Raw genomic sequence first — 23,566 nt, 5'->3', positions numbered from 1 at the left:
ATCCGCAGTAAAGAAGAAACGGATACAATTGATACAAAAAAATATACACTGTATCCGATTTTGTATCATACTAAAAGTATTGTACACCAATGGATATAATACTACATGATACAGATGATACAAAAAATATTATATAAGTAGTATTTATATAATTAGGCATATACGTATACACACATACACGCCTAAACACGCGTATACACGTATATAAGAAAAAATTGTATCATTTGTATCCGTTAGATAGAAGGTGATTTTATTGTTAGAAAGTGTTATTGAAAGAAAACTGAAAAAACAAATTGAGTTGATTGGTGGTAAAGCATTTAAGTTTGTTAGTCCAGGAGTGTCCGGAGTACCAGACAGGATTGTTCTTTTACCACATGGTAGGATTGTTTTTGTAGAACTTAAAGCCCCAGGTAAAAAAAGAAGAAAACTTCAAGAGTATAGAGCTAAAGAATTACAAGCTTTGGGTTTTAGGGTTGAATGTATAGATAGCATTAATGGAGTTGAGAATTTTGTAAGGGAGTTGAAGTAAATGCCTAAAATAAAAGTAAAATGTGAGAATTGTGGAAAAGAAATTTATAGATACAAAGGTCAAATATTAAGTCATGTCTTTTGTAGTAGAGAATGTTCAAAAACTTATACAAGCGAAAGAATGACAAAAATGAATGAAGAACTTAATCCTACGAGAATGACTAATGAAGTTAAGGAAAACTTAAGATGGTCACATTTATTAAAAGGTGAAGGTAAGACGTATCCCAAAATTCATGGTAAACATGCACACAGAGTAATTGCTGAAAAAATATTAGGAAGAAAACTAAGAAAGGGAGAAGTAGTTCACCATAAAGATGAAAACAAATTAAACTTTAATGAGGATAATTTAGAAGTGCTACCTTCCCAAAAGGAACACGCAAAATTGCACCAGAAAAATGGAAGGTTTAAGTAGAAATATTATGAAAGATAGAAGGTGATTTTATGAAATTTAAGCCCTGGAATTATCAAGAATATGCAATTAGCCACATCATAGACCATGAGGCATCCGGTTTATTCTTGGATATGGGCATGGGTTGAGTACGGAAAAACAGTGAGTACCTTAACAGCAGTAGATGAATTATTGTTTTTAGGTTTAGTTTATAAAGTTTTAGTTATAGCACCTCTAAGAGTAGCAGAAGATACATGGAGTACTGAGGTTCAAAAATGGGACCATCTAAAACACTTAAAAATATCAAAGATTCTAGGAACTAAAAAAGAAAGAGAAAATGCTTTAATGGTTAACGCAGATATTTATGTGACCAATAGAGAGAATGTGGATTGGTTAGTTGGTGAATGTTTTGGTAGATGGATGTTTGATATGGTTGTTATAGATGAGTTAAGTTCTTTCAAAAGTTCTAAGGCTAAAAGGTTTAGATCATTAAGAAAAGTAAGGCCTTATTTTAAAAGAATAGTAGGACTTACAGGAACTCCAGCACCTAATAGTTTAATTGATTTATGGCCACAAGTGTATTTACTTGATGGAGGTAAAAGGTTAGGAAAAACAATAGGCAGTTATAGAGAACAATATTTTACCCCAGGTAATAGAAATCAATTTGTAGTTTATAACTGGAATCTAAAAGAAGGTGCAGCAGAAGCCATTGAAAGCAGGATAAGTGATATTTGTATTTCTATGAAAGCAAAGGATTACTTAGATCTACCTGAAAGGATAGATAATTCTATAGAGGTTAAATTACCTGAAAGTGCAATGCAAAAATATAAAGAACTAGAGAAGGATCTAGTTTTGGAACTTGGAAAAGAAGACATAACAGCAGCAAATGCAGCAGTACTTACAAACAAATTATTACAAATGTCTAATGGAGCTATCTATTCAGAAAATAAGGCAGTTATAGAAATTCATGAGGAAAAATTAAAGGCTTTGTTAGAAATTATAGAAGCAGCTAACGGAAAACCAGTTTTAGTATTTTATACTTTTAAACATGATTTTGATAGAATAGTTAAATTTCTAGGTTCTAAAAAATTAAAAGCAGTTGGATTAAAGGATTCAGCAGATATTAAAAAATGGAATGAGGGTAAAATACCAATACTTTTAATTCATCCAGCTTCAGCAGGACATGGCTTAAATCTTCAGTATGGAGGAAATATTATTACCTGGTTTGGACTTACATGGAGCTTAGAACTCTACCAGCAGGCAAATGCAAGATTACACAGACAAGGTCAAAAGGAAACAGTTGTTATAAATCATATTATAGCTAAAAATACTGTGGATGAAGATGTTATGAAGTCCTTAGGTAGCAAAGAAGTAAATCAAAATATACTTTTGGAAGCAGTAAAGGCAAGGATAGAAAAATATAAGAGCTAGGAGGTAAAACGAGGTATGAAATTATTAATGCATATTTTGAGAAAAAATGACAAATTGAAAATAGATAATACAACAATCACAACAGAGGGGGATAATTACTAAGCTCACAGAGGAGTACGCTGAGGTAGTTGATGCAATAGCCAGATACAACAAGAGTAAATGCCTTAGCAATCTTAAAGAGATAGTTAGAGAAACCTTTGACTTAATCCAGATGTGTATCTTGATTTTATGGAAGTGCCACAGGAAAGCGTTAGATTTAGATGAACCTAATTTAATCCAGGATATAAACATAGAACATAAGGACAAACTAATAGGTAGAGCCTGGTCTATAGAAACAGGAATTGAAATTGATGTAAAGGAGTAGATGTGCATGGAAAATTTAACGTATGAGGAAGCTGTAAAAATAGGTGTTCGTGAAGGCATAAAGTATATAAAAGAACAGGAGTATTATAAGACTACAAAGAGATATGACAGGCGATTACGGAATACTAGATTGTTGCTTAAACATTATCGTGACCTTAAGGTGCATGATAGGCTTGCAGATAGCTCCAGTGATAAAATCTACGAGGAGAATGCAATAGATATCTTAGATGATGTTGAGGCAATAGATGATGATGAGCAGTATGTGCAGGCCATAAGCAGAACTAAAAAAAGAACGGCTGTGATAATAGGTCACATGAATAAAGTTTTGAAATACTACGAGAGCATATGTAAAAATGAAGGGCCACAAAATGAAAGAAGGTATAGGATAATCAAATATCTGTATATAGATCCTGTGGAAGATAATAAGAATCTAATCTATGAACAGGCAGCAGAGTATTTTAATCTTAATGTAAAGACAGTGGGGAGAGATGTGCGACTAGCCATAGAAGACTTATCAATTTTATTTTTTGGTATTGATGGCTTAAAACTATAGAAAAATGTCCTTGATAAAAATATGAAAAGCCAATGATATAGCCAAAGTACACTGAAAATGGCTTAAAAAATGTTAGTTTTTTATGGGATTGACGTACTTTTTATAATATGAGAAAATGATAAAAACGAAAATTGTAGATGATTAAAAGCACTTGAGTAAGTTCAGGTGCTTTTTGTTGCATAAAGCATGAATAAATAGCGCATAAAGACTAAAAAGATGTATAAATATAATAAAATTTATGCATAAAACTAAACTCAAGAATATATGTATGCTTAAGAATGGCTTAACCATGCTATTTATACGCGATTAATATGATTGCGTGAAATCTACGTTTGACGAAATTAGACTTCGATTATGCATAATGAAAATTACACAGATTATAACTAGAAAGTGAGGTGGCATTATGGCCAAGTTAACTGATAAGCAAAAGCTGTTTTGTGATGAGTATTTAATTGACCTTAATGTCACACAGGCAGCTATAAGAGCAGGCTATAGTAATTCATACGCCAGGAATCACAGTTATGAATTACTTGAAAAGCCGGCAATAAAAGACTATATAGATAAGGCAATGGCAGAAAGGTCAAAGCGCACAGGAATAAATCAAGATAGGGTTATACGAGAATTAGCCCGTATAGCATTTGTAAAGCCAAGTGATGTAATTAACGTCAATAATGCAACAGTAAAAAAGAAAGTATCTGATGATGATCTTGCTACTATACAGTCAGTTAAAATTAAAACAGTTCCAACAGCATATGGTAAAGGCGTTGAAAGAGAAATAAAACTTGCTGATAAAATGAAAGCCCTAGAGCTATTAGGAAAGCACCTTGGCATGTTCACGGATAAAGTCGATTTGAATGTTGAGAAGTCAGAGAAATTTGCGGATATAGTAAATCAGATAGGCGGTAAAGGCCTTGACGAATGAATTTCCTTTATCCCAAAAATATATTGACTTTATCAATACAACCGAGAATGTGGATGCTGATTTCTTAGAGGGCACAACAGCAAGTGGAAAAACAACTGTAGGTGCTGGTGTTAAGTTTATGCTCATGGTAAGTAAAAGCAAAAAGAAACTGCATGTAATTGCTTCCAGAACTACAGGTGTAGCAGAAAAGAATATCATACAACAGGATAATGGAATACTTGATATACACCAAGGTAAAGCAAAGTATTATGGTAATGGTGATAAGGATTATAAAATACCACATATCAAGTTTGAGGATAAAATAATATTTGTGCTAGGTTATGACAACAGGGATAAATGGGAGTTGGTATTAGGCTCTCAGTTTGGATGTGTGTATATTGATGAAATTAATACAGCAGATATAGACTTTGTAAGAGAAATCAGTACAAGAAATGATTACCTAATGGCAACACTTAACCCTGATGATCCTAACCTACCTGTGTATAAAGAGTTTATAAATCGCTCAAGACCATATAAAAAATATGCTGCTGATGTTCCAAAGGAAATAATGGAGCAGCTAAATGAGGAACCAGTACCGAAATGGCGGTATTGGTTTTTTACGTTTAGAGATAATTTAAGTTTAACTCAGGAAGATATTGAGAAGAAAATGAGATCAGCTCCTAAGGGAACAAAGCTCTATAAAAATAAAATTCAAGGTCTTAGAGGTAGGGCAACAGGGCTTATATTTAGCAATTTTGAGAGAAAGAACAATGTTATTACTAGAGAACGTGCTAAGAAAATGCGTTTTGTACAGTTCACTGCTGGCTTAGATACATCATATTCACAGGAAAGCCCTGATACATTTGCATTTACTTTCATGGGTATTACGGCAAATAAAGAGCTTGTAATGCTAGATGAGGAAGTATACAGCAATAAGGATTTGAGCGTACCATTAGCACCGTCGGACATTGCACCTAAGTTTATCGATTTTTTGGAGAAGAATAGAAAAGACTGGGGCTTTGCAAGAGATGTCTTTGTTGATAGTGCAGACCAAGCTACAATAATGGAACTCAAAAAGTTAAAGCGAACTAGGCCAAACTTGTATAACATTGTTAACAGCTATAAGAAATTTGGTATTATCGATAGAATACACACAATGCTTGGCTGGATCAATATAGAAGGAAAGATTTATTACTACGTTGTGAATACGTGTGTAAATCATATAGCAGAATTAGAGATTTACTCATGGAAAGAAGATAAGTACGAGCCAGAAGACGCAAACGATCATACAATTAACTCTGGTCAGTATGCATGGATACCATTCAGAAAGATGATTGGAGACTATAAGGAGGTGTGACATGGGGCTATTAGGAGGTATAAAGAATATGCTAACAAAAGCAGCTATTAAGTATTTAAATATATATCCGGCACAGGATAAAGTTATAACGATAAAGGAACCCTTAAGCTTTCAAGGAAATGTGCTTAAAAATAGAATTTGGTACAGAGGAGATCCGTCAGAACTGGATCAATTTTTTAAACAGTCAGCACAGGATCTTGTAAGTCAATCAAGATTTTGGGCAGCAGTTCCAAGTGAAAATCTTAATATACGTAAAATACACAGCGGATTGCCAGCAATGATAGTTGAAAGACTTTCGGATATTGTGACAGAGGACATTGAGAATATAGATTTACAAGAGCAGCAGCTTAATGATTTATGGACAGAAATAAGCCAGGATAATAATTTTACTAAGCTTGTAGGTGAATCTATAGTTGAAACGCTTGTTACTGGTGATGGAGCTTTTAAAGTATCCATTGATACAGACATATCACCATATCCTATAATTGAGTTTTATGGTGGTGAAAATGTTGATTATACTGTTAAACGTGGCAGGGTTCAAGAAGTTCTATTCTATGTGTCCTACACTGTGAACAATAAGGATTATAGTCTTCAGGAGACATATGGAAAGGGGTATATAAAATATAAACTTTTTGGGTCGGATGGAGCAGAAGTACCACTTAATACCATACCTGATACAGCGGATTTAAAGGATATAACCTTTGATGGTAATTTCATGATGGCTGTGCCTTTGATGTTCTTTAAGAGCCAGAAGTTTGACAATAGAGGTAAGAGTATATTTGATAGTAAGTCAGATAGCTTCGACGCACTGGATGAAGTAATAAGTCAATGGATTGATGCAATTAGAGATGGAAGAGTGGTCAAATATATACCTGAGGATTTAATACCTAAAAACCCTGATACTGGTGAGTTATTAAAACCTAATAGTTTTGATAATAAATTTGTAAAAATAGGTTCAAGCCTTGCTGAGGATGCTAAAAACCAAATAGATATGAAACAGGCTGCAATAAACTATGAAGCTTATGTAAATAGTTATAGTAGTGCATTAGATGTGTGTTTACAAGGAATTATTTCTCCAGCAACATTAGGAATTGATTTAAAGAAAACAGATAATGCAGAAGCACAAAGGGAAAAGGAAAAGACAACTTTGTATACACGGTCAAAATTAATTGATGCATTACAAAAAATATTACCTCGATTAATAGAGATAGTGCTTCAAGTTAATGATCTTGTTCATGAAACAGTTCCTAAAGAATATAAGGCTACAATTAATTTTGGTGAATACGCAAGTCCTTCATTTGATACCATAGTTGATACTGTAGGAAAAGCTAAGAATTATGGAATAATGAGTGTTGAACAATCTATTGAGGAAATGTATGGAGAAGATTGGACAGATGAAGAGAAAGCTTTGGAAGTTCAAAGGATTAAGGAGCAGTCTGGAATAATGACAGTTGATGAACCAGCTACAAATACAGATGTTACACCAGATGAAACTTTGCAAAATGGTGAATAGTCATGAAAGATTATGATTTAAAGGAAATATTCACACAGATAGAGCTTGAGCTTATAAAGTCCATGAAGCGCGCTTTTGCATTTCATAAAAGAGAAGAAGAAAAGGAAGGATTTAAGTGGGAGCAGTGGCAGAGTACAAAGCTTAGAAATTTAGAAAAGTTTAGGAGAGATAATCAAAAAATAATTGACAAGTTTGGTGATCCAATTGAAGAAGCAATAAAAAATACTCTTAATGAAAACTTTAATGCCGGGCAGAATAGAGTGTTAAAAATAATAAATAGGATTAGGAATATATTAAAAAAGAGTAATAAGAAAGAAGCTTCTTTTAACTTTCCTGAAAATATTGAGCCTAAAACTCCAATTCAAAAGCTCTTTAGGAGAATATTCAAAACAGGACCTAAGGAAACAGGATTCTTCGGGGTTAATGAAAAAAAGCTCAAATCCTTAATTGATGCCACTACTAATGATTTAAAGAATGGTCGGACAGCTATGCTTAGAATGTCCGACGATGTATACAGGCAGACAATATTTAAAAGCCATATGTTTTTACAGAGTGGTGCAAAAACAATATATCAAGCTGTAGACATGGCAACAAAGGACTTTTTAGATAAAGGTATTAACTGTATCGTGTATAAGGATGGCAAAAGAGTTAATATTGCTTCGTATGCAGAAATGGCTCTAAGAACAGCTTCTCAGCGTGCAACATTTATGGGAGAAGGACAAAAACGGGATGAGTGGGACATACATTTAGTTGTTGTTTCAGCTCACGCGAATACTTGTAAGCTTTGTTTACCATGGCAAGGAAAAGTACTTATAGATGATGTATACAGCCACCCAAGCCAAGAATATACCCAGGAATATAGCAAGAAATATAAATTGCTTAGCGAGGCCATGAAAGCAGGATTATTACATCCAAACTGTAGGCATACACTTAGCACTTACTTTGAAGGTATAACTCAACTTCCTAAAGTACCAGACGAAGACACAATAAATACTAATTATGCAGCAGAGCAAAAACAAAGATACCTGGAAAGACAGATTAGGAAATGGAAAAGAGTTGAAGCCGGTTCTGTAGATGCTGAAAATGTAAGTAAGGCAGAAGATAAGGTTAAACAGTATGAAAATATGTTACAGCAACATTTAAGTGATAATCCACAACTTAGAAGGAATAACTGGAGAGAAAGTAATCCAGGAATAAGCGATAAGGATATAGAAGCACATAAACAAGAGTTGAAAGACAATGCCGAAAATGCTAAGATAAAAGAAATAAAAGATTTTATTAAATCAGGGAAACAACCTTTAAATATCGAATTAGGTAAGCAGGGTAAACATATTATTGGGAATAACAACTATATTGAAGGTAGAAGCTATTTAACTATTTCTATGGAAGAAGCGCAAGAGCTTATAAATAAGTATGCTGGTACTGGAAGACCAAATTTAAACTTAAAAGGCGAGTGGAACAATAAGGAACTGATAATGGCCAACAAAAATATAGGAGTAAGTATTAATAATAAGACAGGAGAAAAGACAGTTACCAATAAATTTATTATACATTACTCTAAGAATGGTACGCATATAGTGCCAACAGTAAAGAAGGAATAATATGAAACTATGGGAATATACAGGTAAAAGAATTAAAGTAACATGTATAGATGGTAAAATAATAGAAGGCAACTGTGATTGTTATACACAGGCTTTAGATAATGAGCCTGAAATAGCAAGCATAAGCATAGACAAAGGTTCTTATGGAATTGAACTCTATGAAAATGAGATAAAGTCTATAGAAGTAATTTAAAAGCACTTACTAAATGAAAATAGTAGGTGCTTTTATTATGCCTAAAATTAAATGCAAGTGAGGTGTGAATTTTGAATGATGATAAAGATTTAGTAAAAGCAATTGAAAGCATTAGAAACATTTTGTGGTGGATAGCACTGTGGCTGTTTCTCATATGGTTAAATTAAAGTCTTAGAAATAGGGCTTTTTAATTTTGTCCTAAATAAGACAATAAACTGTTTAAATTTATATGAAAGGATTGATTATAAGTGACAAAGGAACAATTTATTGCTCTTGGACTTACAGAAGAACAGGCAACAAAGGCAGCCGAAGAATCTAAAAAGGAGCTTGAAACTTATGTACCTAAAACCAAGTTTGATACTGTTTCAGAGGAGAATAAGAACCTCAAAGCTACTGTAAAGGAAAATGCAACTCAACTTGAAACCCTTAAAAATTCAACTGGAGACAATGAGACACTTAAGAAACAGATTGAAACACTGCAAGATGAAAGTAAAAAGAAAGATGAAGCTTACAAGGATCTTCAATTAAGTAATGCTATTAAATTAGCTGTTGCTGGTAAAGTTCAAGATGAGGATATAGTTTCAGGGCTTATCGATAAATCAAAGCTTATTTTAGGTGATGATGGGAAAGTAACTGGACTTGATGAACAGCTTAAAGGTTTAAAAGAATCTAAAGCATTTTTGTTTAAGGAAGAAACACCAGCAAATAATAATGATCCAAAGCCAGGTTTTCATGTTGGTACTGATGGCAAAGGAACAGAACAACAGCAATCAAAGCCAACATCATTATTCGGAGCTGTAGCGGCACATTTTCAGCAAAATAATTTAACAAAATAGGAGATGATAATTAATGATTACATTACTAGAAGCACAAAAACAATTACAAGATGATTTACAAATAGGTGTTATTGACGAATTTAGAAAGAATAACTTTTTACTTGATAACCTTACGTTTGATGATGTAGTTTCACCTACTGGGGGAGGCGCTACAATGACCTATAGTTATCTAAGACTTACTACTCAACCAACTGCTCAATTTAGAGCAATAAACAGCGAGTATACACCACAGGAAGTTACAAAAGACAAGTACTATGCAGACCTCAAAGTATTTGGCGGAAGTTTTCAGATTGATAGAATTATTGCTAATTTAGGTGGAGCAGCTAAAGAGGTAACTTTGCAAATGCAACAAAAGATTAAGGCAGCGCAGGCACTATTCAATGATACTGTTATCAACGGAGATAGTGGAACAGATGCAAACGCCTTTGATGGACTTGAAAAGGCACTTACGGGTAGTTCAACAGAAGACATTCCTACTGATGTTATAGACCTTTCAACATCTGCCGCAGTAGATGCAAACTATAAGTATTTCTTAGATGCACTTGATGAATTTTTAATGGGATTAGATGGACAGCCTACATTTATTGCTGGTAACGTAAAACTAATTGCCAAAATAAGAGCATGCGCAAGAAGAGCAGGAACTTACCAAACAACTAAAAATGATTTTGGTCAAAATGTTGAAAGCTATAACAATATTCCATTAGTTGATTTAGGAGCAAAATCTGGCAGTAATGACCCAGTAGTTTCAACACAAGCTGCAAAACTTGCCGATGGTACCACAGTAAATCCTAATGCAGGTCAAACTTCGCTCTATGCTGCAAGACTTGCAATGGATGGATTGCATGGAATAAGTATGGCAGGTCAACCACCAATTAAAACATGGCTTCCAGATTTCACAACTTCAGGAGCTGTAAAGACTGGTGAGGTTGAAATGGTAGCAGCAATTGCACTTGAAGCTACAAAAGCAGCCGGAGTTATGAGAAAAATTAAAGTTCAATAGGAGGGATTTTTATGGCAAAAGTATATAGTCCTAATGAAAGCTACACTGGTGTATCGGCTAGTGTAGCTTTTTCTAAAGGTGTAGGAGAGACCAAAGATAAGCATTTGATACAATGGTTCAAAGAACATGGTTATACAGTTGAGGAAGCTGAACAAAATCAGCAACCAAATAATGCTGGAGAAAAGTCTGTTGATGAAATGACAGTTGACGAATTAAAAGCTTATGCAGAGGGTAAGGATATAGATCTTACAGGATTAACTAAGAAAGATGATATTTTAAATAAAATAAAGGTTGGTAAATAGTCATGTATGCGGACTCTGATTATTATAAGAATACGTTCAAAGGCAGTACAATACCAGATGATGAACTTAATAATAGGCTTGAACTTGCCAGTGATAAAATTGATAGCCTTACTTATAACAGGATAGTTGGAATTGGTTTTGATAATCTTACACCGTTTCAACAAGAAAAAATTAAAAAGGCTGTATGCTGTCAGGCTGATTTTATGTATGAGTATGGTGATTATTTAAATACACCTATTAGTGGATACACAGCTGGAAGTGTACAGCTTAATCTCGATACGAGTTCTGGCGGTGGTAATGCAAAGACTACTGATGTAGTTATGAATTACTTAAGCCAAACAGGATTAACATGTAGGAGGTTATAGCTATGGGGTTGAAATTACCATTTCCGAGGTTTTTGGCTAAGACTGATATAAAAGTTTTTAGTACGGAGCTCAATGAGGATGGTGGAACTGATGATACACCTGTATATGAAGGTAAATGTATTTATACCGATAAGACAAGGCAGATTATGACACCAGAAAAGCAGTTGGTAACTCTTACAGGTAAAGCTGTTATAGAGGGTGATGTAGCAATTAAACAGGGCTATGTGTTAAAAGGAGAAGATAAGAAAAATATCTATTCAATTGAAAAGCCACTTAATCCTGATGGTACAGTATTCTCTACGGAGCTTAATTTATCATGAAGGTTAAAGTAGATATAAAGCTTAATAATGGCAATATAAGCAAATTAGTTCAAGCACAGAAACAAGCCATTGAAATGACAATGGAAGCAGTTTTAAGTGATATAAAAACATCTGCTGTTACTCCAAAAGATACAGGAGAACTTGAAAGAAGTGGATTTGTAGATACATCTCAACTTGAAAAATTTATAGTGTCTATAATTTTTGATACTCCATATGCTAGGCGTTTATATTGGCATCCTGAATATAATTTTAGAACTGATAAAAATGTAAATGCCCAAGGCTTATGGATGCAGAGTTATGTTGATGGAGAAAAAAGAGACTTTATAAAAGATACTTATATGAAATTTTTCAAACAACTTAGTAAGGGGTTGGTAAAGTAATGTTGCTAAGTGAAATAAGAGATTGGCTAAAAACTAAAACGAATAGTCCTAATTGGTATATAGGAAAAATTGATGCTACAAAAGAGCAGTGTATAGGCATATATAATACACAAGGGCCTGCACCTAATATAGCCTTAGGAGGTTTAGCAAATACAAGCTATGCCACTAAGGCTATTTCTATATTAGTTCATTGGGGAAATAATGCAAATATAGCAGAAGAGAAGGCACAAGAGATATATAATATATTCTTTGGCCAAGGCGCCGTGATAAACAATACAAGAGCAATTAAATTTGATATGAGAACTGATGAGCCAGTGAGTGTAGGAACAGATGATAATGGCATATATGAGTATGTTGTTAATTTAATAATTTATTATGAAAGGTAGGTAGTGAATAATGGCATTTACAAGTGGAGTATACCCTGTATACAATATTGGATTCAAGATTGGAACTAAAGGTACTGCAAGTACTGCAACTGATATGGTATCAATTGCGGACATGGAAACTTTTAGTTTTAAGATAGATGGAAAAACTGAGGACTGGACACCAATGACAACAAATGGCTGGGCTAGAAGTCTTATGACAGGTAAATCATTTTCTATAAGCCTTAAAGGCAAAAGGAATGTAGGCGATCCAGGTAATGATTATGTAGCAGCAGTAGCATGGAAAGATGGTCTTGATTGCAGTTCTATGGCAGAAATTGATTTTCCAGATGGTTCAAAGTTAACATTTAATTGTGTGATAGACGTAACTAATCCGGGCGGAGATGATAGTACAAAGGTTGCGCCATTGGAGTTTGATTTAAAGTCTGATGGAAAGCCAACATATACACCAGCGACTGCAGCATAGGAGGTAATTATAAATGGCAATGGGAAAAGTGTATGATATAATGAATAGACTTACAAATGATAAGCCTGTTATTAAAATTGATAATGAGCATGAGTACGCAGTTAATAATAGTAAAAATCAAGCTATATTTATTACTCAATTAGCTAAAGATGAAAAGCTTAATGATTTTGAAAGAATGGATAGGGTTATAGAGGCAGCTCTTGGAAAGGACGCGCTTGATTATATAAACGGTCTTAACTTATCCGTGAAAGCTACAGGAACAATAATAAATGCAATAATGGCAGCTATTTCGGAAATGGAACTTGAAGACATAGAAAAGGAAGCAGCAAAACAAGCGAAAAATTTTCGGAGATAATTGGTATGACCTAGTTGATGATTGGCCATTGATAGAAGCAAGCTTTACAGCTCAGTATGGAATAAGACTTCGTAATGAACGGGATATGTCTTGGGCTGAATTTAGTACATTACTAAATGGAATTATGCCTAAAACTCCACTTGGACAAATTGTTTCTATACGTTCTGAAGAAGATGAAAACATGCTTAAAAATTTTACTCCAGAACAGCATAGAATACGAAATGAGTGGAGAAATAAGCATAATCCGGTTAATGATTTGACTGATGAAGAAAAGCAAAAAGCAATTAGAGACGTTCAGGAAATGTTTAAAAAAGCATTTGGATAAGATACCATGAAGTAGTATAATCTATTTAAATTGTATTATGGAGGTATTTGTATGGGACTTAAGGATTTTATGAATAAAATGGCACAAAAACAGGCTGATTCAAATAGAAAAATGGCTGCAATTAGGGAAAAAAGCCAAGCAAAGCAAGAAGAATTAGAAGAAAAAAAGAACGCAATGTTAGATGCTATGCACCCATTTAGTGACTCAAAGAAAAGAGAAGAAAAGGAATATCAAAAAGAGAGAATTCAGCAATTAAAAAAGGAGCATATACCTTATTGCCCTAAATGTAAATCGACCAATATAACCTACTTAGATAAAAGAAAAAAATTAAGTCTAGGCAGAGCTGCTGTTGGTGGTGTTGTTGGAGGTGTACTTACTGGTGGACTTGGGGCTGCTGCGGGAGCAACTATGGGAGGATTAAGTTCTAATAAAATTAAAAAGGGAAAAGTTAAATGCCTTAATTGTGGACATACTTGGAAATTATAAAAATTAAATAAAGCAAGCAAAACACTTAGTTTTAAACTAGGTGTTTTTATTTTGTTTAAAATAGGAGGTGGGATTATGGCAAATGATAGTGTAGGTAAAATAAGCTTAGATATGGAAGTTGATGGAGACTTAAGCAAGCAAATTTCTGAGGCTGCTAGTAAAATCGGTGAAAATATACAAAACTCTCTAAAAAACATTGGAAATTTAAATTTTAAAGGTATTGCTGATACAATTAGCAATACTATTTCAAAATCTATTGAAAATAGTATGAAAAACATACAAAAAACCATAGAAAGCACAATAAATAAAGCTATGTCAAATATAAAGGTAAAAATACCAATTGATTTTGAAATACCAAAGAATATACCTATACCAAATAATAACACTAGGATTACTCCAGCAAGTCCAAGAGCACCACCAAGTAATATTAATCTTGAAGCTTTAAAAACACAGATAGAAAATCTTACTCAAAGTTTAGATATTATTAATGCTAAAATAGAACAGCAAAAGGAGAAACTAGCCCAATTAAAAGAAAGTTATAACATGGCTTTTGATGGTGCCAGAAAAAATAAACTTTTAGAGCAAATACTTCAAACGGAAGCAACTATAAATAAATTAATAGCCCAAAGTGACAAGGCCGGATTTAAGCTTGCAGACCTTGATGAACAATTTGAAAGGCTAAGCGGTGCTGCTAAAAGTTCAGATAACGGAATTAATTCAGTAAGTAATGGGTTAAGTAGATTAGCTGCACTTGCTAATATTTCAGACAGGGCATTGAAAAATATAAGTAATAATACAAAACAAGCAACAAATTCAGTTAAAAATTTTGGACAGAGTACTAATAATGCTACTAGAGGTAATTATGGATTCCTTGACAGTATGATAAGATGGGGAATTGTATTTCCAGCAATAATGGGTGGCCTTGGTTCATTAGCCAAATTCATAGGTTCTTCTTTAATGGTAAATGCTCAATTTGCAGGTAGCTTAAACCAAATAAGAAGTAATTTATACACTGCTTTTATGCCAATATATGAGGCTGTACTTCCAGCATTAAATTCATTAATGAGTGCGCTAGCAACTGTAACTGCATATATAGCAAGCTTTATATCACAGTTATTTGGAAAAACATATACCCAGAGTTTTGGAGCAGCTCAAGCGATGCAACAATCCATAGGAGCATACAGTCAAGCTGAAAAACAAGCAAAGAAAACAGCTGATAGCTTAGGTGGAGTTAGTAAATCTGCTAAATCCGCTGGTGATGCAGCTGAAAAAGCTGGTGAAGCTGCTAAAAAGGGGCTGGCTGGTTTTGATGCAATCAATAAATTAAGTGATTCGAGTTCAACAAAAGCGCCTAAGACAACAACACCAGCTGGAGGTGGAGTTGAAACGCCAATAGTGCCAATGGCAAATATGACACCAATTGAAGCAACAACAGCTGCATGGCTGATAAATTTAAAAAAATATTAGCAGGACTGTGGACACCATTTAAACAAGCTTGGGCAGTAGAAGGTGTAAATACTATCAATGCTGCTAAACATGCACTACAAGGAATTGAAGATTTACTCGGAGCTATAGGGAAGAGTTTTTATACGGTTTGGACTAATGGAACTGGTGAAAGAATATTAATTAATCTTTTAAAAATTCTTCAGGACATTTTAAATATAGTTGGTGATATTGGAGTAACTTTTGCTAATGCCTGGAACAAAGGAAATATAGGTACACAAATTGTACAGCATATAGCCAATGCTCTTAACAATGTTCTTAGTTTAATTAATAAAATGTTGCAATCTATAAGGCATGTTTGGGCCGAAGAAGGTCCTAATTTTGCTAATATATTTATGCAAGCTTTAAATGCTACTAGTAAAGTAATAGAAAATGTTACACAGAAGCTAGGATGGATATGGGATCATGGCGGGCAGCATGCTTTTGAAGGTCTTGTAAAATTAGGACTAAAAGTTGGAGAGCTGGCTTTATTTATTTACACTAATTTTGTAGTTCCATTTGTAAATTGGTTTGTTAATATTATAGCTCCGGCGATAGCACCTGTACTAAACGCGTTAGGAACATTATTTGATACTGTATCTAAAATAATTAATTGGCTCATGGGCAGTGGTAAACCTGTATTAGATATCATAATTACTGTTGTAAGTAGCTTTGCTCTTGCATGGAATGGCGTAACGTTAGCCATAAAAGGCTTCTATGGAACAATAGAGCTTATTAATAAATTTAAAGATGTAGTAAACATAGCTTTTACTGCACTGACATCCCCAATAGGCTTAGTTATTATAGCAATAGCTGGTGTTATAGCCATAGGTGTTTTATTGTATCAACATTGGGATGAGATTTCAGGGTTCTTAAAAAACATTTTTAATAATATAAAAAATGTTGCAGTGAATGCATTTAATTCTATAAAAGATAATATTGGAACTGTTGTACCGATTATAGCTGGAATATTATTTGGACCTTTTGGTGCTGCTATTGGGTATGTTGCCACACATTTTAATCAAGTTAAGAGTACTTGTATAAACGCTTTTAATGGCTTAATGAGTTTTATGGGTGGACTTCCAGGAAGAGCTATGAGTATTGTTAGTAGTATAGGAAGGTCAATTATAGGTGGTTTTAACAGTGCAATAAGTTTTATAAGTGCTCAGCGTAGCTGACACTATTAAGTTCTAAGATTTACCTGAGAGAAACGAAAGGTAAATCCACCTTCACTGTACTCTGCACTTTGTACTCTGTGCTCTGAATCAACTTCCAGTTTGTTAGTATAAATTTAAATCTTCAGACTGTTTATCTTTAATAGAAAACCAATTTAGATTGGGGATGTTTAAATGCGCACAGAACAAGAAATGTTTAACTTAATATTAAATGCAGCAAAGAATGATGAAAGAATTCGTGCAGTTTTTATAGAAGGCTCAAGAACAAATCCAAATGCTATAAAAGATATTTTTCAGGATTATGATATTGTATATGTTGTCAGCGAAACAAAATCCTTTCGTGAGCAAAAGAACTGGATTGATCAATTTGGAAAGCGACTATATATGCAATATCCTGATGAAAATTGTTACTATGAGCATGACATGGATGATTGTTATGGATGGCTTATGCAATTTGCTGATGGAAATCGCTTAGATTTGCATGTATGTGTATTATCACATGCTTTAAAAGAAATTAAAGAAGACAAGCTTTGCAGAATATTACTTGATAAAGATAACTGTCTACCTAATATTCCAGAAGAGACTGATGAAACTCATTGGGTCAAAAGACCAACAGAGCATCAATTTCTTGATACCTGTAATGAATATTGGTGGTGCTTAAATAATGTCGCAAAAGGATTATGGAGAGAAGAAATACCATATGTAATGGATATGATAAATTACTGTGTTCGTCCTCAATTGGTATGCCTCCTGGAATGGAGCATAGGCTTCAAAACAAATTTTTCCGTTAGTATTGGAAAATCAGGAAAATACATGTACAGGTGGTTAGAAGTCGATAAATGGGATGCATTTTTAAAAACCTATCCAGCTGGAAATGTAAAAGATATATGGAAAGCAGTTTTTGTTATGTGTGACTTATTCAACGAAATTGCTAAGGATGTATCTTGCAGCATGAATGTTAAATATAATGAAGTTGAAGCAAATAACAGTTTAAAGTTTTTAAAAGATATTCATAAGTTGCCAAAGAATGCTAAAGAAATATACTAACAAACAACTTTTCCAGTTTAAAAATAATGCGAACTAAAAACAAGAGTAGAGAGTGGAGGATGATTTATCTTACTCTCGTCAGATAAATCTAAAATTATATAAAAACTCAGTATAATGTTCAGTTAGCTGAACGAACATAACATGGGATTATTTTGAAATGGCATCAGCAATAAGTTTTAGATTTTCTGCGAAAGCAGAAAATCATCATTCACTCTACTCCTTACTCTCTACTCTGCATTTAGTTCTCAATTTTTATATTTAGTGTACTTTCATTTCATCAATTCTCTCATAGTAGTACTTTGCTAGTTCTTCATACACCTTAAGATTCTTTTTTCCTTCTTCATTTAACTCATAAACTCCTCTTGATTTTTTATCAAACCACCCATAATAATTCTTATATAAAATGGATACGGTTTTTTTGCAATCTGTTCCTATTTCGCGAAGCTTCTTTGGAGAAAGAGGACCAAATTTATCAAGGCAGCAAGCAATTTCAATTGCACTTTCTCTATAAGAAGTTACAAGCTTTTTGCCCCTTGTTCCTCCAACATTTAAATCCTTATTTCTGCCTTTAATTTCTTTTATAAGACCTGCTCTCTTTTTCTTATTTGCATTAACACTTTTTTGATCTATCAAATGCCTTTGGCTCTATGACAACTTCAACAAAAGTTTTGCTGCTCTTAAAATTCACAAATATAAGTCCAAGTTCTAATCTCCTTATAAGATGACAAATATCCTTCCATTTTGAATCTACTTTCATCCTTTTTGGCTTTGGAACAGCTACATAAACTAGTTCGGAAATTTTCTGCCTTTTTACTGCTTGTGACAAGAGTTCTACAGTTAAATTCTTTTTCAGTTCAACTATAATAAGAAAATCATCTTTAATAGCCGTAACATCGCAGTCTTTAACCTCAGCCCTTACTGTATACCCCTGTTTTTCAAAGAAATCATGGATAGGCTTGTACAAATCTTCTTCTAGTATTTTTTCTTTATTTATCATAATTACACCTCATGATTAAAATATTATAAATCCCTCAACGTTTATTAGTAATTTTATCATAAAGGCTACTTAAGCAAAAATCAATTTTATTAAAATTCAATTGGTTACAAAAATTCACGCCAAAACTCCGTAGGTACGGAGGAATTTTTTCCTTGCACTACCGTAGGAGCGAAGTAATAGTGCTGAAGGAGCAATTTAAAAAGAATCCAATAAATCTTGGTAAAAAAATCATAAAATACTTAGATATTTCAATCTGTCTGAGCCAAAGGCGAGTATAAACATATACGGGGCTTGGGCTTGCCCATTATCCTTCTTGAACTCAAAGCAACCACTTTTTTTAAATAACCACTTAGATTTATGGATTCTTTTTAATGTGACGAAGCATTGTTACTTTGCATTTTTCTTAGTTATCATCTCTGAGTATGTTCACATTTTTTCCACTCATAACTTTATTCATATTTCTAACTGCACACATTTTTCCACACATGGTGCATGTATCAGGATCTTCCGGTGTCGATTCCTTCCTATATCTTATAGCTTTTTCAGGATCTATTGAAAGTTCAAAGGTAGCATTCCAATCCAACTTTTGTCTTGCTTCTGCCATCTTATCGTCCCACTCTCTTGCTCCATTAATGTTCTTTGCAATGTCAGCAGCATGCGCTGCTATTTTAGCTGCTATAATACCTTCCTTCATGTCATCTAAGTTAGGAAGCCTCAAATGCTCTGCTGGAGTAACATAGCACAGAAAATCTGCACCATTTGCAGCTGCAATTGCTCCCCCTATCGCACTCGTTATATGATCATAACCTGGAGCTATGTCCGTGACAATAGGTCCCAAAACATAAAAAGGCGCTCCATGGCACAATCTCTTCTCTATAATCATATTTGATTTTATTTCATTAATAGCCATATGACCAGGTCCTTCAATCATAACTTGTACATTTTTCTCCCAAGCTCTCTTAGTAAGTTCTCCAAGTGTAATAAGTTCCTTAATTTGACTCGGATCAGTGGAATCCTTTATACAACCGGGTCTACAAGCATCTCCAAGACTTATAGTAACATCATATTTAGCACATATTTCAAGAACCTCATCAAAATATTCATAGAATGGATTTTCCTTATTATTAAGCTCCATCCAGGCATATAATAGTGAACCGCCTCTTGAAACTATATTCATAACTCTACTATTTCTTTTAAAAACCTCAGCGGTTTCTTTGTTTATGCCTGCATGAATAGTCATAAAATCAACGCCATCTTCAGCCTGTTTTTCAACTACTCTAAGAAACTCCTCAGCTGTTATATCTTTTAATTCTTTATCATAAAATCCTACTGCATCATATATAGGAACAGTTCCTATCATTGCAGAAGAAATTTCTATAAGTTTTTTTCTAAATTCTTCTGTCTTTCCATAAGAACTTAAATCCATAATAGCTTCAGCTTTCATTTTTAATGCTGTTTTAACCTTTTTAAGTTCCATATCTACATTTGCACAATCTTTAGATATACCTAAGTTTACATTTATTTTAGTCTTAAGTCCTTCTCCAACACCTTCTGCGCTTAAAGATTTGTGATTTTTATTGGCAGGTATTACGATTTTTCCTTTTGCAATAAGATTCTTCAGCTTTTCAACGTCCATGCGCTCTTTCTCAGAGACAACTTTCATTTCCTCCGTAATTATATTTTTTCTGGCAGCATCCATTTGTGTTGTGTAATTCATAACATTTCTCCTTATCTCAATTTTATTTTTGAGTGCAGGCACATTAAAATTAAAAAAAGCTCACCCAATAAGGGTAAGCTTCTAAAATTCATAACATAATAATGCTCTGCTTCCCTACGGTAGTATTAACTACATCAAGTTCAAAGAGTTGGATTTCTCCTCTCAGCCTTCCTATGTTTATAAGGCACCTCTAGCAAAATACTATTTAATTTTAACATTATATTCTCTCTTTGTAAACTAATTTCCTGTTTTTGAATAATTAAAATCTGTTTTTCAATACAAGTACAAAACATTACGGAACTGATACAATTATGACATAATTGTATCATTTTTTCCTTAATATTGAAAATAAAACTTTATTGAAGTATAATAACTGTGTTTGCACAATTGTATCAATAGAAAGGATTGATTTTATTGAATTTAATTGATACTATAGACAAAGTTTGTATTGAGCATAGTGAAAGTATCTGCGAAATATACAGAAATTCAACTTTAACGTATGGTGAATTAAAAAAGCGTTCAGATGCACTCGCAAAGTATATAATATCAAACTATGGGGAAGACAAATCACCTATAGTTATTTACGGTCATAAAGAACATGAAATGCTGATTTCATTCTTAGCTTGCAGCAAATCCGGACATGCATATATTCCAATAGACACTACCTTTCCTAAAGACAGGATAAAAGATATTATTGAAAGTTCCAAACCAAAATTATTTATTAATATAGGAAACATTGATATTGATAACTTTCAAGGTAAAATACTATCACCAGAAAATTTAATTGATATCTTCAATAAATTTTCTGGTTTGAAACCAGCTAAAGCATTCTTTATTAAAGACAATGATGTTTATTATATGCTATATACTTCTGGAAGTACTGGTAAGCCTAAAGGTGTTCAAATTACTTATAAGGCTTTAAAAACATTTATTGAATGGTTTTTACCATATTGCAAAACTAGTGAAGATAAAAGCGTCTTTTTAAATCAAGTTTCTTATTCTTTTGACGTATCAGTAATAAGCATATATATTGGTCTCCTTCTCGGAAAAACATTATATGTAATAGATAAAAAAATGACTGCAAATTTCAAGGATCTATTTGAAAATTTAGCTATTTCTAAAGTAGCAATGTGGATATCTACTCCTTCATTTGCTGAAATGTGCGTTGTTGATAACAGTTTCAATAAAACTCTACTACCAAAACTTGAAAAGATGTTTTTTGCCGGTGAGGTTCTATCAAAAAAGCTTGTTTCAACCCTTTACGAAAGGTTTGGAGATATTTCCATAATCAATGGATACGGTCCAACAGAAGCCACAGTTTTAATAACTGCTATAGAAGTAAATAAAGATATGCTTCATAGTAAAGATTCTATCCCTATAGGATATGGTATGAGCAATTCGAAAGTAATACTGGTTGATGACACTGGAAAAGAAGTTAAGGAAGGTGAAAAAGGTGAGATATATGTAATAGGTGATAATGTAAGTATTGGCTATTACAATAATGAGAAAATGACGAAAAAGCACTTTTTTCATTACCCAAAGTGAAGCTGGTATTAAACATGGTTATAAAACTGGCGACTTAGCATACAAAAAAGATTGTGTATTTTACTACTGCGGAAGAAAAGATTTTCAAATAAAATTAAATGGATTTAGAATAGAATTAGAGGATGTTGAAAATAATCTAAGAAAGCTAGATTACATAAGCAATGCTATTGTTTTGCCTGTAAAACATGAAGATAAAGTAACATATATTGCAGCCTTTGTCACCCTAAACAAACATATTAACGAAAAGGAATTTAAAGTAGCTATGAAAATAAAAAATGATGTTGGCAAATTACTTCCTTCATATATGATTCCAAGAAAAATAAAAATACTAAATAAATTTCCAATCAACACAAATGGTAAAATAGATAGAAAATCTCTTCAGGAGGACTTAAAATGACGCCTTTTGAACACGGTATATTTTTCTATATTCTTTTTGTTTCTTTAGTCCCTGCTATAGTTCTTGGTCTTCTTAGTAAAAGGCTAAAGTATTATGGAACTTTTTTAAGTTTATTTATGGTATTTTTATTTATAGGAAACGATAAGAAACAGCTGATAAGTTTTGCAGCCTTCTACGTGTTTCAAGTAATATTAATTAAACTTTACTTGCTGATTAGAAGACAAACAAGCAATGCTTGGCTTATGCGTTTATTTGTTCTTCTTAGTATATTTCCTTTGTGCATAGTTAAATTCAGCCACTTTTTTACTTCTTCAACAATAGGTTTTATTGGTATTTCTTATATTACCTTTAGGACAGTCCAAGTAATTCTAGAAACACATGATGGACTAATAAAAGAAATCAAGTTAATCGATTTAACCTATTTTATTTTGTTCTTTCCGAGCATTAGTTCAGGTCCTATAGATAGAAGTAGAAGATTCGAAAAAGATATAAATAAAACTCTTACTAGACAAGAATACGTTGATTATATGGGAGCTGGCATTTTCAATATTTTTAAAGGGATTGGATACAAATTTATTTTGTCCAATTTAATTTATAATTACTGGCTTTCAAAAATACCTTTATCCTTTAGCATAAGCCATGTACTTCAATGCATGTATGCATATAGTTTATACCTTTTCTTTGATTTTGCAGGATACAGCTCAATGGCTATTGGCACTGGATATTTTCTTGGTATTAGGCTTCCAGAAAACTTTAATATGCCATTCTTGAGTAAAAGCATGAAAGAATTTTGGGATAGATGGCATATGTCATTATCATTTTGGTTTAGGGATTTTATTTACACAAGGTTTGTAATGACTTCTATGAAACATAGATGGTTTAAAAGTAGATATACATCCTCATATTTAGGATTTATGATTACAATGCTTACTATGGGAATATGGCATGGAACCTACTCTCATTATATAATTTATGGATTTTACGAAGGCATCTTACTTGTTTTAACCGACTATTATCAACGAAAAAGCAAGTTTTATAAAATTCATAAAAAAGAAAAATGGTTTATGGCTTTGTCAATCTTTATAACATTTAATATAGCTTGCTTTGGATTACTGATATTTTCGGGATATTTAAGTACTTACTTACAAAATTTGAGATAG

General features: G+C 33.1%; 29 protein-coding genes, 1 pseudogene and 1 riboswitch. Of the genes and pseudogenes, 27 read left to right on the top strand and 3 right to left on the bottom strand.

What is annotated here, in order from left to right; translation table 11 throughout:
- The first annotated feature begins 253 nt into the window (after positions 1–253).
- From AGR56_RS07985 to AGR56_RS07870, 24 genes and pseudogenes are all read left to right on the top strand, one after another.
- On the top strand, positions 254–529 hold the full coding sequence (locus tag AGR56_RS07985; RefSeq protein WP_053241820.1) for a VRR-NUC domain-containing protein: 276 nt from the start codon (positions 254–256) through the stop codon (positions 527–529).
- Entirely contained in the window at positions 530–940 is a 411-nt protein-coding gene (locus AGR56_RS07980; RefSeq protein WP_053241819.1) for an HNH endonuclease, read from the top strand. It abuts the gene before it with no gap.
- A gap of 29 nt (positions 941–969) precedes the next feature.
- Positions 970–2,347: pseudogene (locus AGR56_RS07975) on the top strand (DEAD/DEAH box helicase).
- A gap of 220 nt (positions 2,348–2,567) precedes the next feature.
- A complete protein-coding gene (locus tag AGR56_RS21660; protein ID WP_242851375.1) occupies positions 2,568–2,711 on the top strand; it encodes a hypothetical protein in 144 nt (47 codons plus the stop codon).
- 6 nt (positions 2,712–2,717) lie between these two features.
- Positions 2,718–3,263, top strand: coding sequence for a hypothetical protein (locus AGR56_RS07965; protein WP_231017340.1), 546 nt, complete (start codon positions 2,718–2,720; stop codon positions 3,261–3,263).
- Between the two features lie 403 nt (positions 3,264–3,666).
- A complete protein-coding gene (locus tag AGR56_RS07960; RefSeq protein ID WP_053241817.1) occupies positions 3,667–4,185 on the top strand; it encodes a terminase small subunit in 519 nt (172 codons plus the stop codon).
- Positions 4,175–5,521, top strand: coding sequence for a terminase (locus AGR56_RS07955; protein WP_053241816.1), 1,347 nt, complete (start codon positions 4,175–4,177; stop codon positions 5,519–5,521). Before AGR56_RS07960 ends, AGR56_RS07955 begins: the two co-directional genes overlap by 11 nt.
- Position 5,522: 1 nt before the next feature.
- Positions 5,523–7,034: a capsid protein gene (locus tag AGR56_RS07950; protein WP_053241815.1), complete on the top strand. Its 1,512-nt coding sequence runs from the start codon at positions 5,523–5,525 to the stop codon at positions 7,032–7,034.
- 2 nt (positions 7,035–7,036) lie between these two features.
- Entirely contained in the window at positions 7,037–8,635 is a 1,599-nt protein-coding gene (locus AGR56_RS07945) for a phage minor capsid protein (RefSeq protein WP_231017341.1), read from the top strand.
- A gap of 1 nt (position 8,636) precedes the next feature.
- Positions 8,637–8,828, top strand: coding sequence for a hypothetical protein (locus AGR56_RS07940; RefSeq protein ID WP_053241814.1), 192 nt, complete (start codon positions 8,637–8,639; stop codon positions 8,826–8,828).
- Between the two features lie 248 nt (positions 8,829–9,076).
- Positions 9,077–9,664 (top strand): phage scaffolding protein, encoded by a 588-nt coding sequence (locus AGR56_RS07935; RefSeq protein WP_053241813.1) that lies wholly within the window; start codon positions 9,077–9,079, stop codon positions 9,662–9,664.
- 13 nt (positions 9,665–9,677) lie between these two features.
- Positions 9,678–10,664 (top strand): major capsid protein, encoded by a 987-nt coding sequence (locus AGR56_RS07930; RefSeq protein WP_053241812.1) that lies wholly within the window; start codon positions 9,678–9,680, stop codon positions 10,662–10,664.
- An 11-nt stretch (positions 10,665–10,675) separates the two neighbouring features.
- Entirely contained in the window at positions 10,676–10,966 is a 291-nt protein-coding gene (locus AGR56_RS07925) for a hypothetical protein (protein WP_053241811.1), read from the top strand.
- Positions 10,967–10,968: 2 nt separating this feature from the next.
- The gene (locus tag AGR56_RS07920; protein ID WP_053241810.1) at positions 10,969–11,331 is read left to right on the top strand and encodes a hypothetical protein; all 363 of its coding nucleotides are present in this window, start codon (positions 10,969–10,971) and stop codon (positions 11,329–11,331) included.
- A 2-nt stretch (positions 11,332–11,333) separates the two neighbouring features.
- Complete coding sequence (locus tag AGR56_RS07915; RefSeq protein ID WP_053241809.1) at positions 11,334–11,651, top strand: hypothetical protein; 318 nt, start codon at positions 11,334–11,336, stop codon at positions 11,649–11,651.
- A complete protein-coding gene (locus AGR56_RS07910; RefSeq protein ID WP_053241808.1) occupies positions 11,648–12,031 on the top strand; it encodes a hypothetical protein in 384 nt (127 codons plus the stop codon). The genes AGR56_RS07915 and AGR56_RS07910 overlap by 4 nt, the downstream gene beginning before the upstream one ends.
- A complete protein-coding gene (locus AGR56_RS07905) occupies positions 12,031–12,417 on the top strand; it encodes a minor capsid protein (protein ID WP_053241807.1) in 387 nt (128 codons plus the stop codon). The genes AGR56_RS07910 and AGR56_RS07905 overlap by 1 nt, the downstream gene beginning before the upstream one ends.
- Positions 12,418–12,427: 10 nt before the next feature.
- Positions 12,428–12,880, top strand: coding sequence for a hypothetical protein (locus tag AGR56_RS07900; protein ID WP_053241806.1), 453 nt, complete (start codon positions 12,428–12,430; stop codon positions 12,878–12,880).
- A gap of 13 nt (positions 12,881–12,893) precedes the next feature.
- Positions 12,894–13,235 carry a hypothetical protein gene (locus AGR56_RS07895; protein ID WP_231017342.1) on the top strand — a complete coding sequence of 114 codons (342 nt, stop codon included), beginning with the start codon at positions 12,894–12,896 and terminating at the stop codon, positions 13,233–13,235.
- A gap of 28 nt (positions 13,236–13,263) precedes the next feature.
- A complete protein-coding gene (locus tag AGR56_RS07890) occupies positions 13,264–13,560 on the top strand; it encodes a Gp15 family bacteriophage protein (protein ID WP_231017343.1) in 297 nt (98 codons plus the stop codon).
- A gap of 51 nt (positions 13,561–13,611) precedes the next feature.
- A complete protein-coding gene (locus AGR56_RS07885; protein WP_053241804.1) occupies positions 13,612–14,046 on the top strand; it encodes a hypothetical protein in 435 nt (144 codons plus the stop codon).
- Positions 14,047–14,121: 75 nt separating this feature from the next.
- Positions 14,122–15,513 carry a hypothetical protein gene (locus tag AGR56_RS07880; protein WP_053241803.1) on the top strand — a complete coding sequence of 464 codons (1,392 nt, stop codon included), beginning with the start codon at positions 14,122–14,124 and terminating at the stop codon, positions 15,511–15,513.
- On the top strand, positions 15,486–16,706 hold the full coding sequence (locus tag AGR56_RS07875; protein ID WP_053241802.1) for a hypothetical protein: 1,221 nt from the start codon (positions 15,486–15,488) through the stop codon (positions 16,704–16,706). The genes AGR56_RS07880 and AGR56_RS07875 overlap by 28 nt, the downstream gene beginning before the upstream one ends.
- Before the next feature lie 171 nt (positions 16,707–16,877).
- Entirely contained in the window at positions 16,878–17,750 is an 873-nt protein-coding gene (locus AGR56_RS07870) for an aminoglycoside 6-adenylyltransferase (RefSeq protein ID WP_053241801.1), read from the top strand.
- Positions 17,751–18,008: 258 nt separating this feature from the next.
- On the opposite strand, the gene AGR56_RS21655 is transcribed toward AGR56_RS07870, so the two are convergent.
- From AGR56_RS21655 to thiC, 3 genes are all read right to left on the bottom strand, one after another.
- The gene (locus AGR56_RS21655; RefSeq protein WP_242851374.1) at positions 18,009–18,383 is read right to left on the bottom strand and encodes a DUF2161 family putative PD-(D/E)XK-type phosphodiesterase; all 375 of its coding nucleotides are present in this window, start codon (positions 18,381–18,383) and stop codon (positions 18,009–18,011) included.
- The gene (locus tag AGR56_RS21650) at positions 18,361–18,747 is read right to left on the bottom strand and encodes a hypothetical protein (protein WP_242851373.1); all 387 of its coding nucleotides are present in this window, start codon (positions 18,745–18,747) and stop codon (positions 18,361–18,363) included. Before AGR56_RS21650 ends, AGR56_RS21655 begins: the two co-directional genes overlap by 23 nt.
- A 403-nt stretch (positions 18,748–19,150) precedes the next feature.
- Complete coding sequence (thiC, locus tag AGR56_RS07860; RefSeq protein WP_053241800.1) at positions 19,151–20,464, bottom strand: phosphomethylpyrimidine synthase ThiC; 1,314 nt, start codon at positions 20,462–20,464, stop codon at positions 19,151–19,153.
- 94 nt (positions 20,465–20,558) lie between these two features.
- Positions 20,559–20,666: riboswitch (TPP riboswitch) on the bottom strand.
- A 212-nt stretch (positions 20,667–20,878) separates the two neighbouring features.
- Here thiC and AGR56_RS07855 point away from each other — a divergent pair.
- The 3 genes from AGR56_RS07855 to dltB are packed head-to-tail and all read left to right on the top strand — an operon-like array spanning position 20,879 to position 23,566.
- Positions 20,879–22,009: an AMP-binding protein gene (locus tag AGR56_RS07855; RefSeq protein ID WP_053241799.1), complete on the top strand. Its 1,131-nt coding sequence runs from the start codon at positions 20,879–20,881 to the stop codon at positions 22,007–22,009.
- Positions 21,996–22,406 carry a hypothetical protein gene (locus AGR56_RS21645; protein ID WP_084756913.1) on the top strand — a complete coding sequence of 137 codons (411 nt, stop codon included), beginning with the start codon at positions 21,996–21,998 and terminating at the stop codon, positions 22,404–22,406. Before AGR56_RS07855 ends, AGR56_RS21645 begins: the two co-directional genes overlap by 14 nt.
- Entirely contained in the window at positions 22,403–23,566 is a 1,164-nt protein-coding gene (dltB, locus tag AGR56_RS07845; protein ID WP_053241797.1) for a D-alanyl-lipoteichoic acid biosynthesis protein DltB, read from the top strand. The genes AGR56_RS21645 and dltB overlap by 4 nt, the downstream gene beginning before the upstream one ends.

This window comes from Clostridium sp. DMHC 10 (assembly GCF_001270375.1).
In the GTDB taxonomy this organism is placed as follows: Bacteria; Bacillota; Clostridia; order Clostridiales; family Clostridiaceae; genus Clostridium_S; species Clostridium_S guangxiense.
Note: the sequence above shows the minus strand (reverse complement) of the source record. Positions and strands in the feature narration are given on the sequence as shown.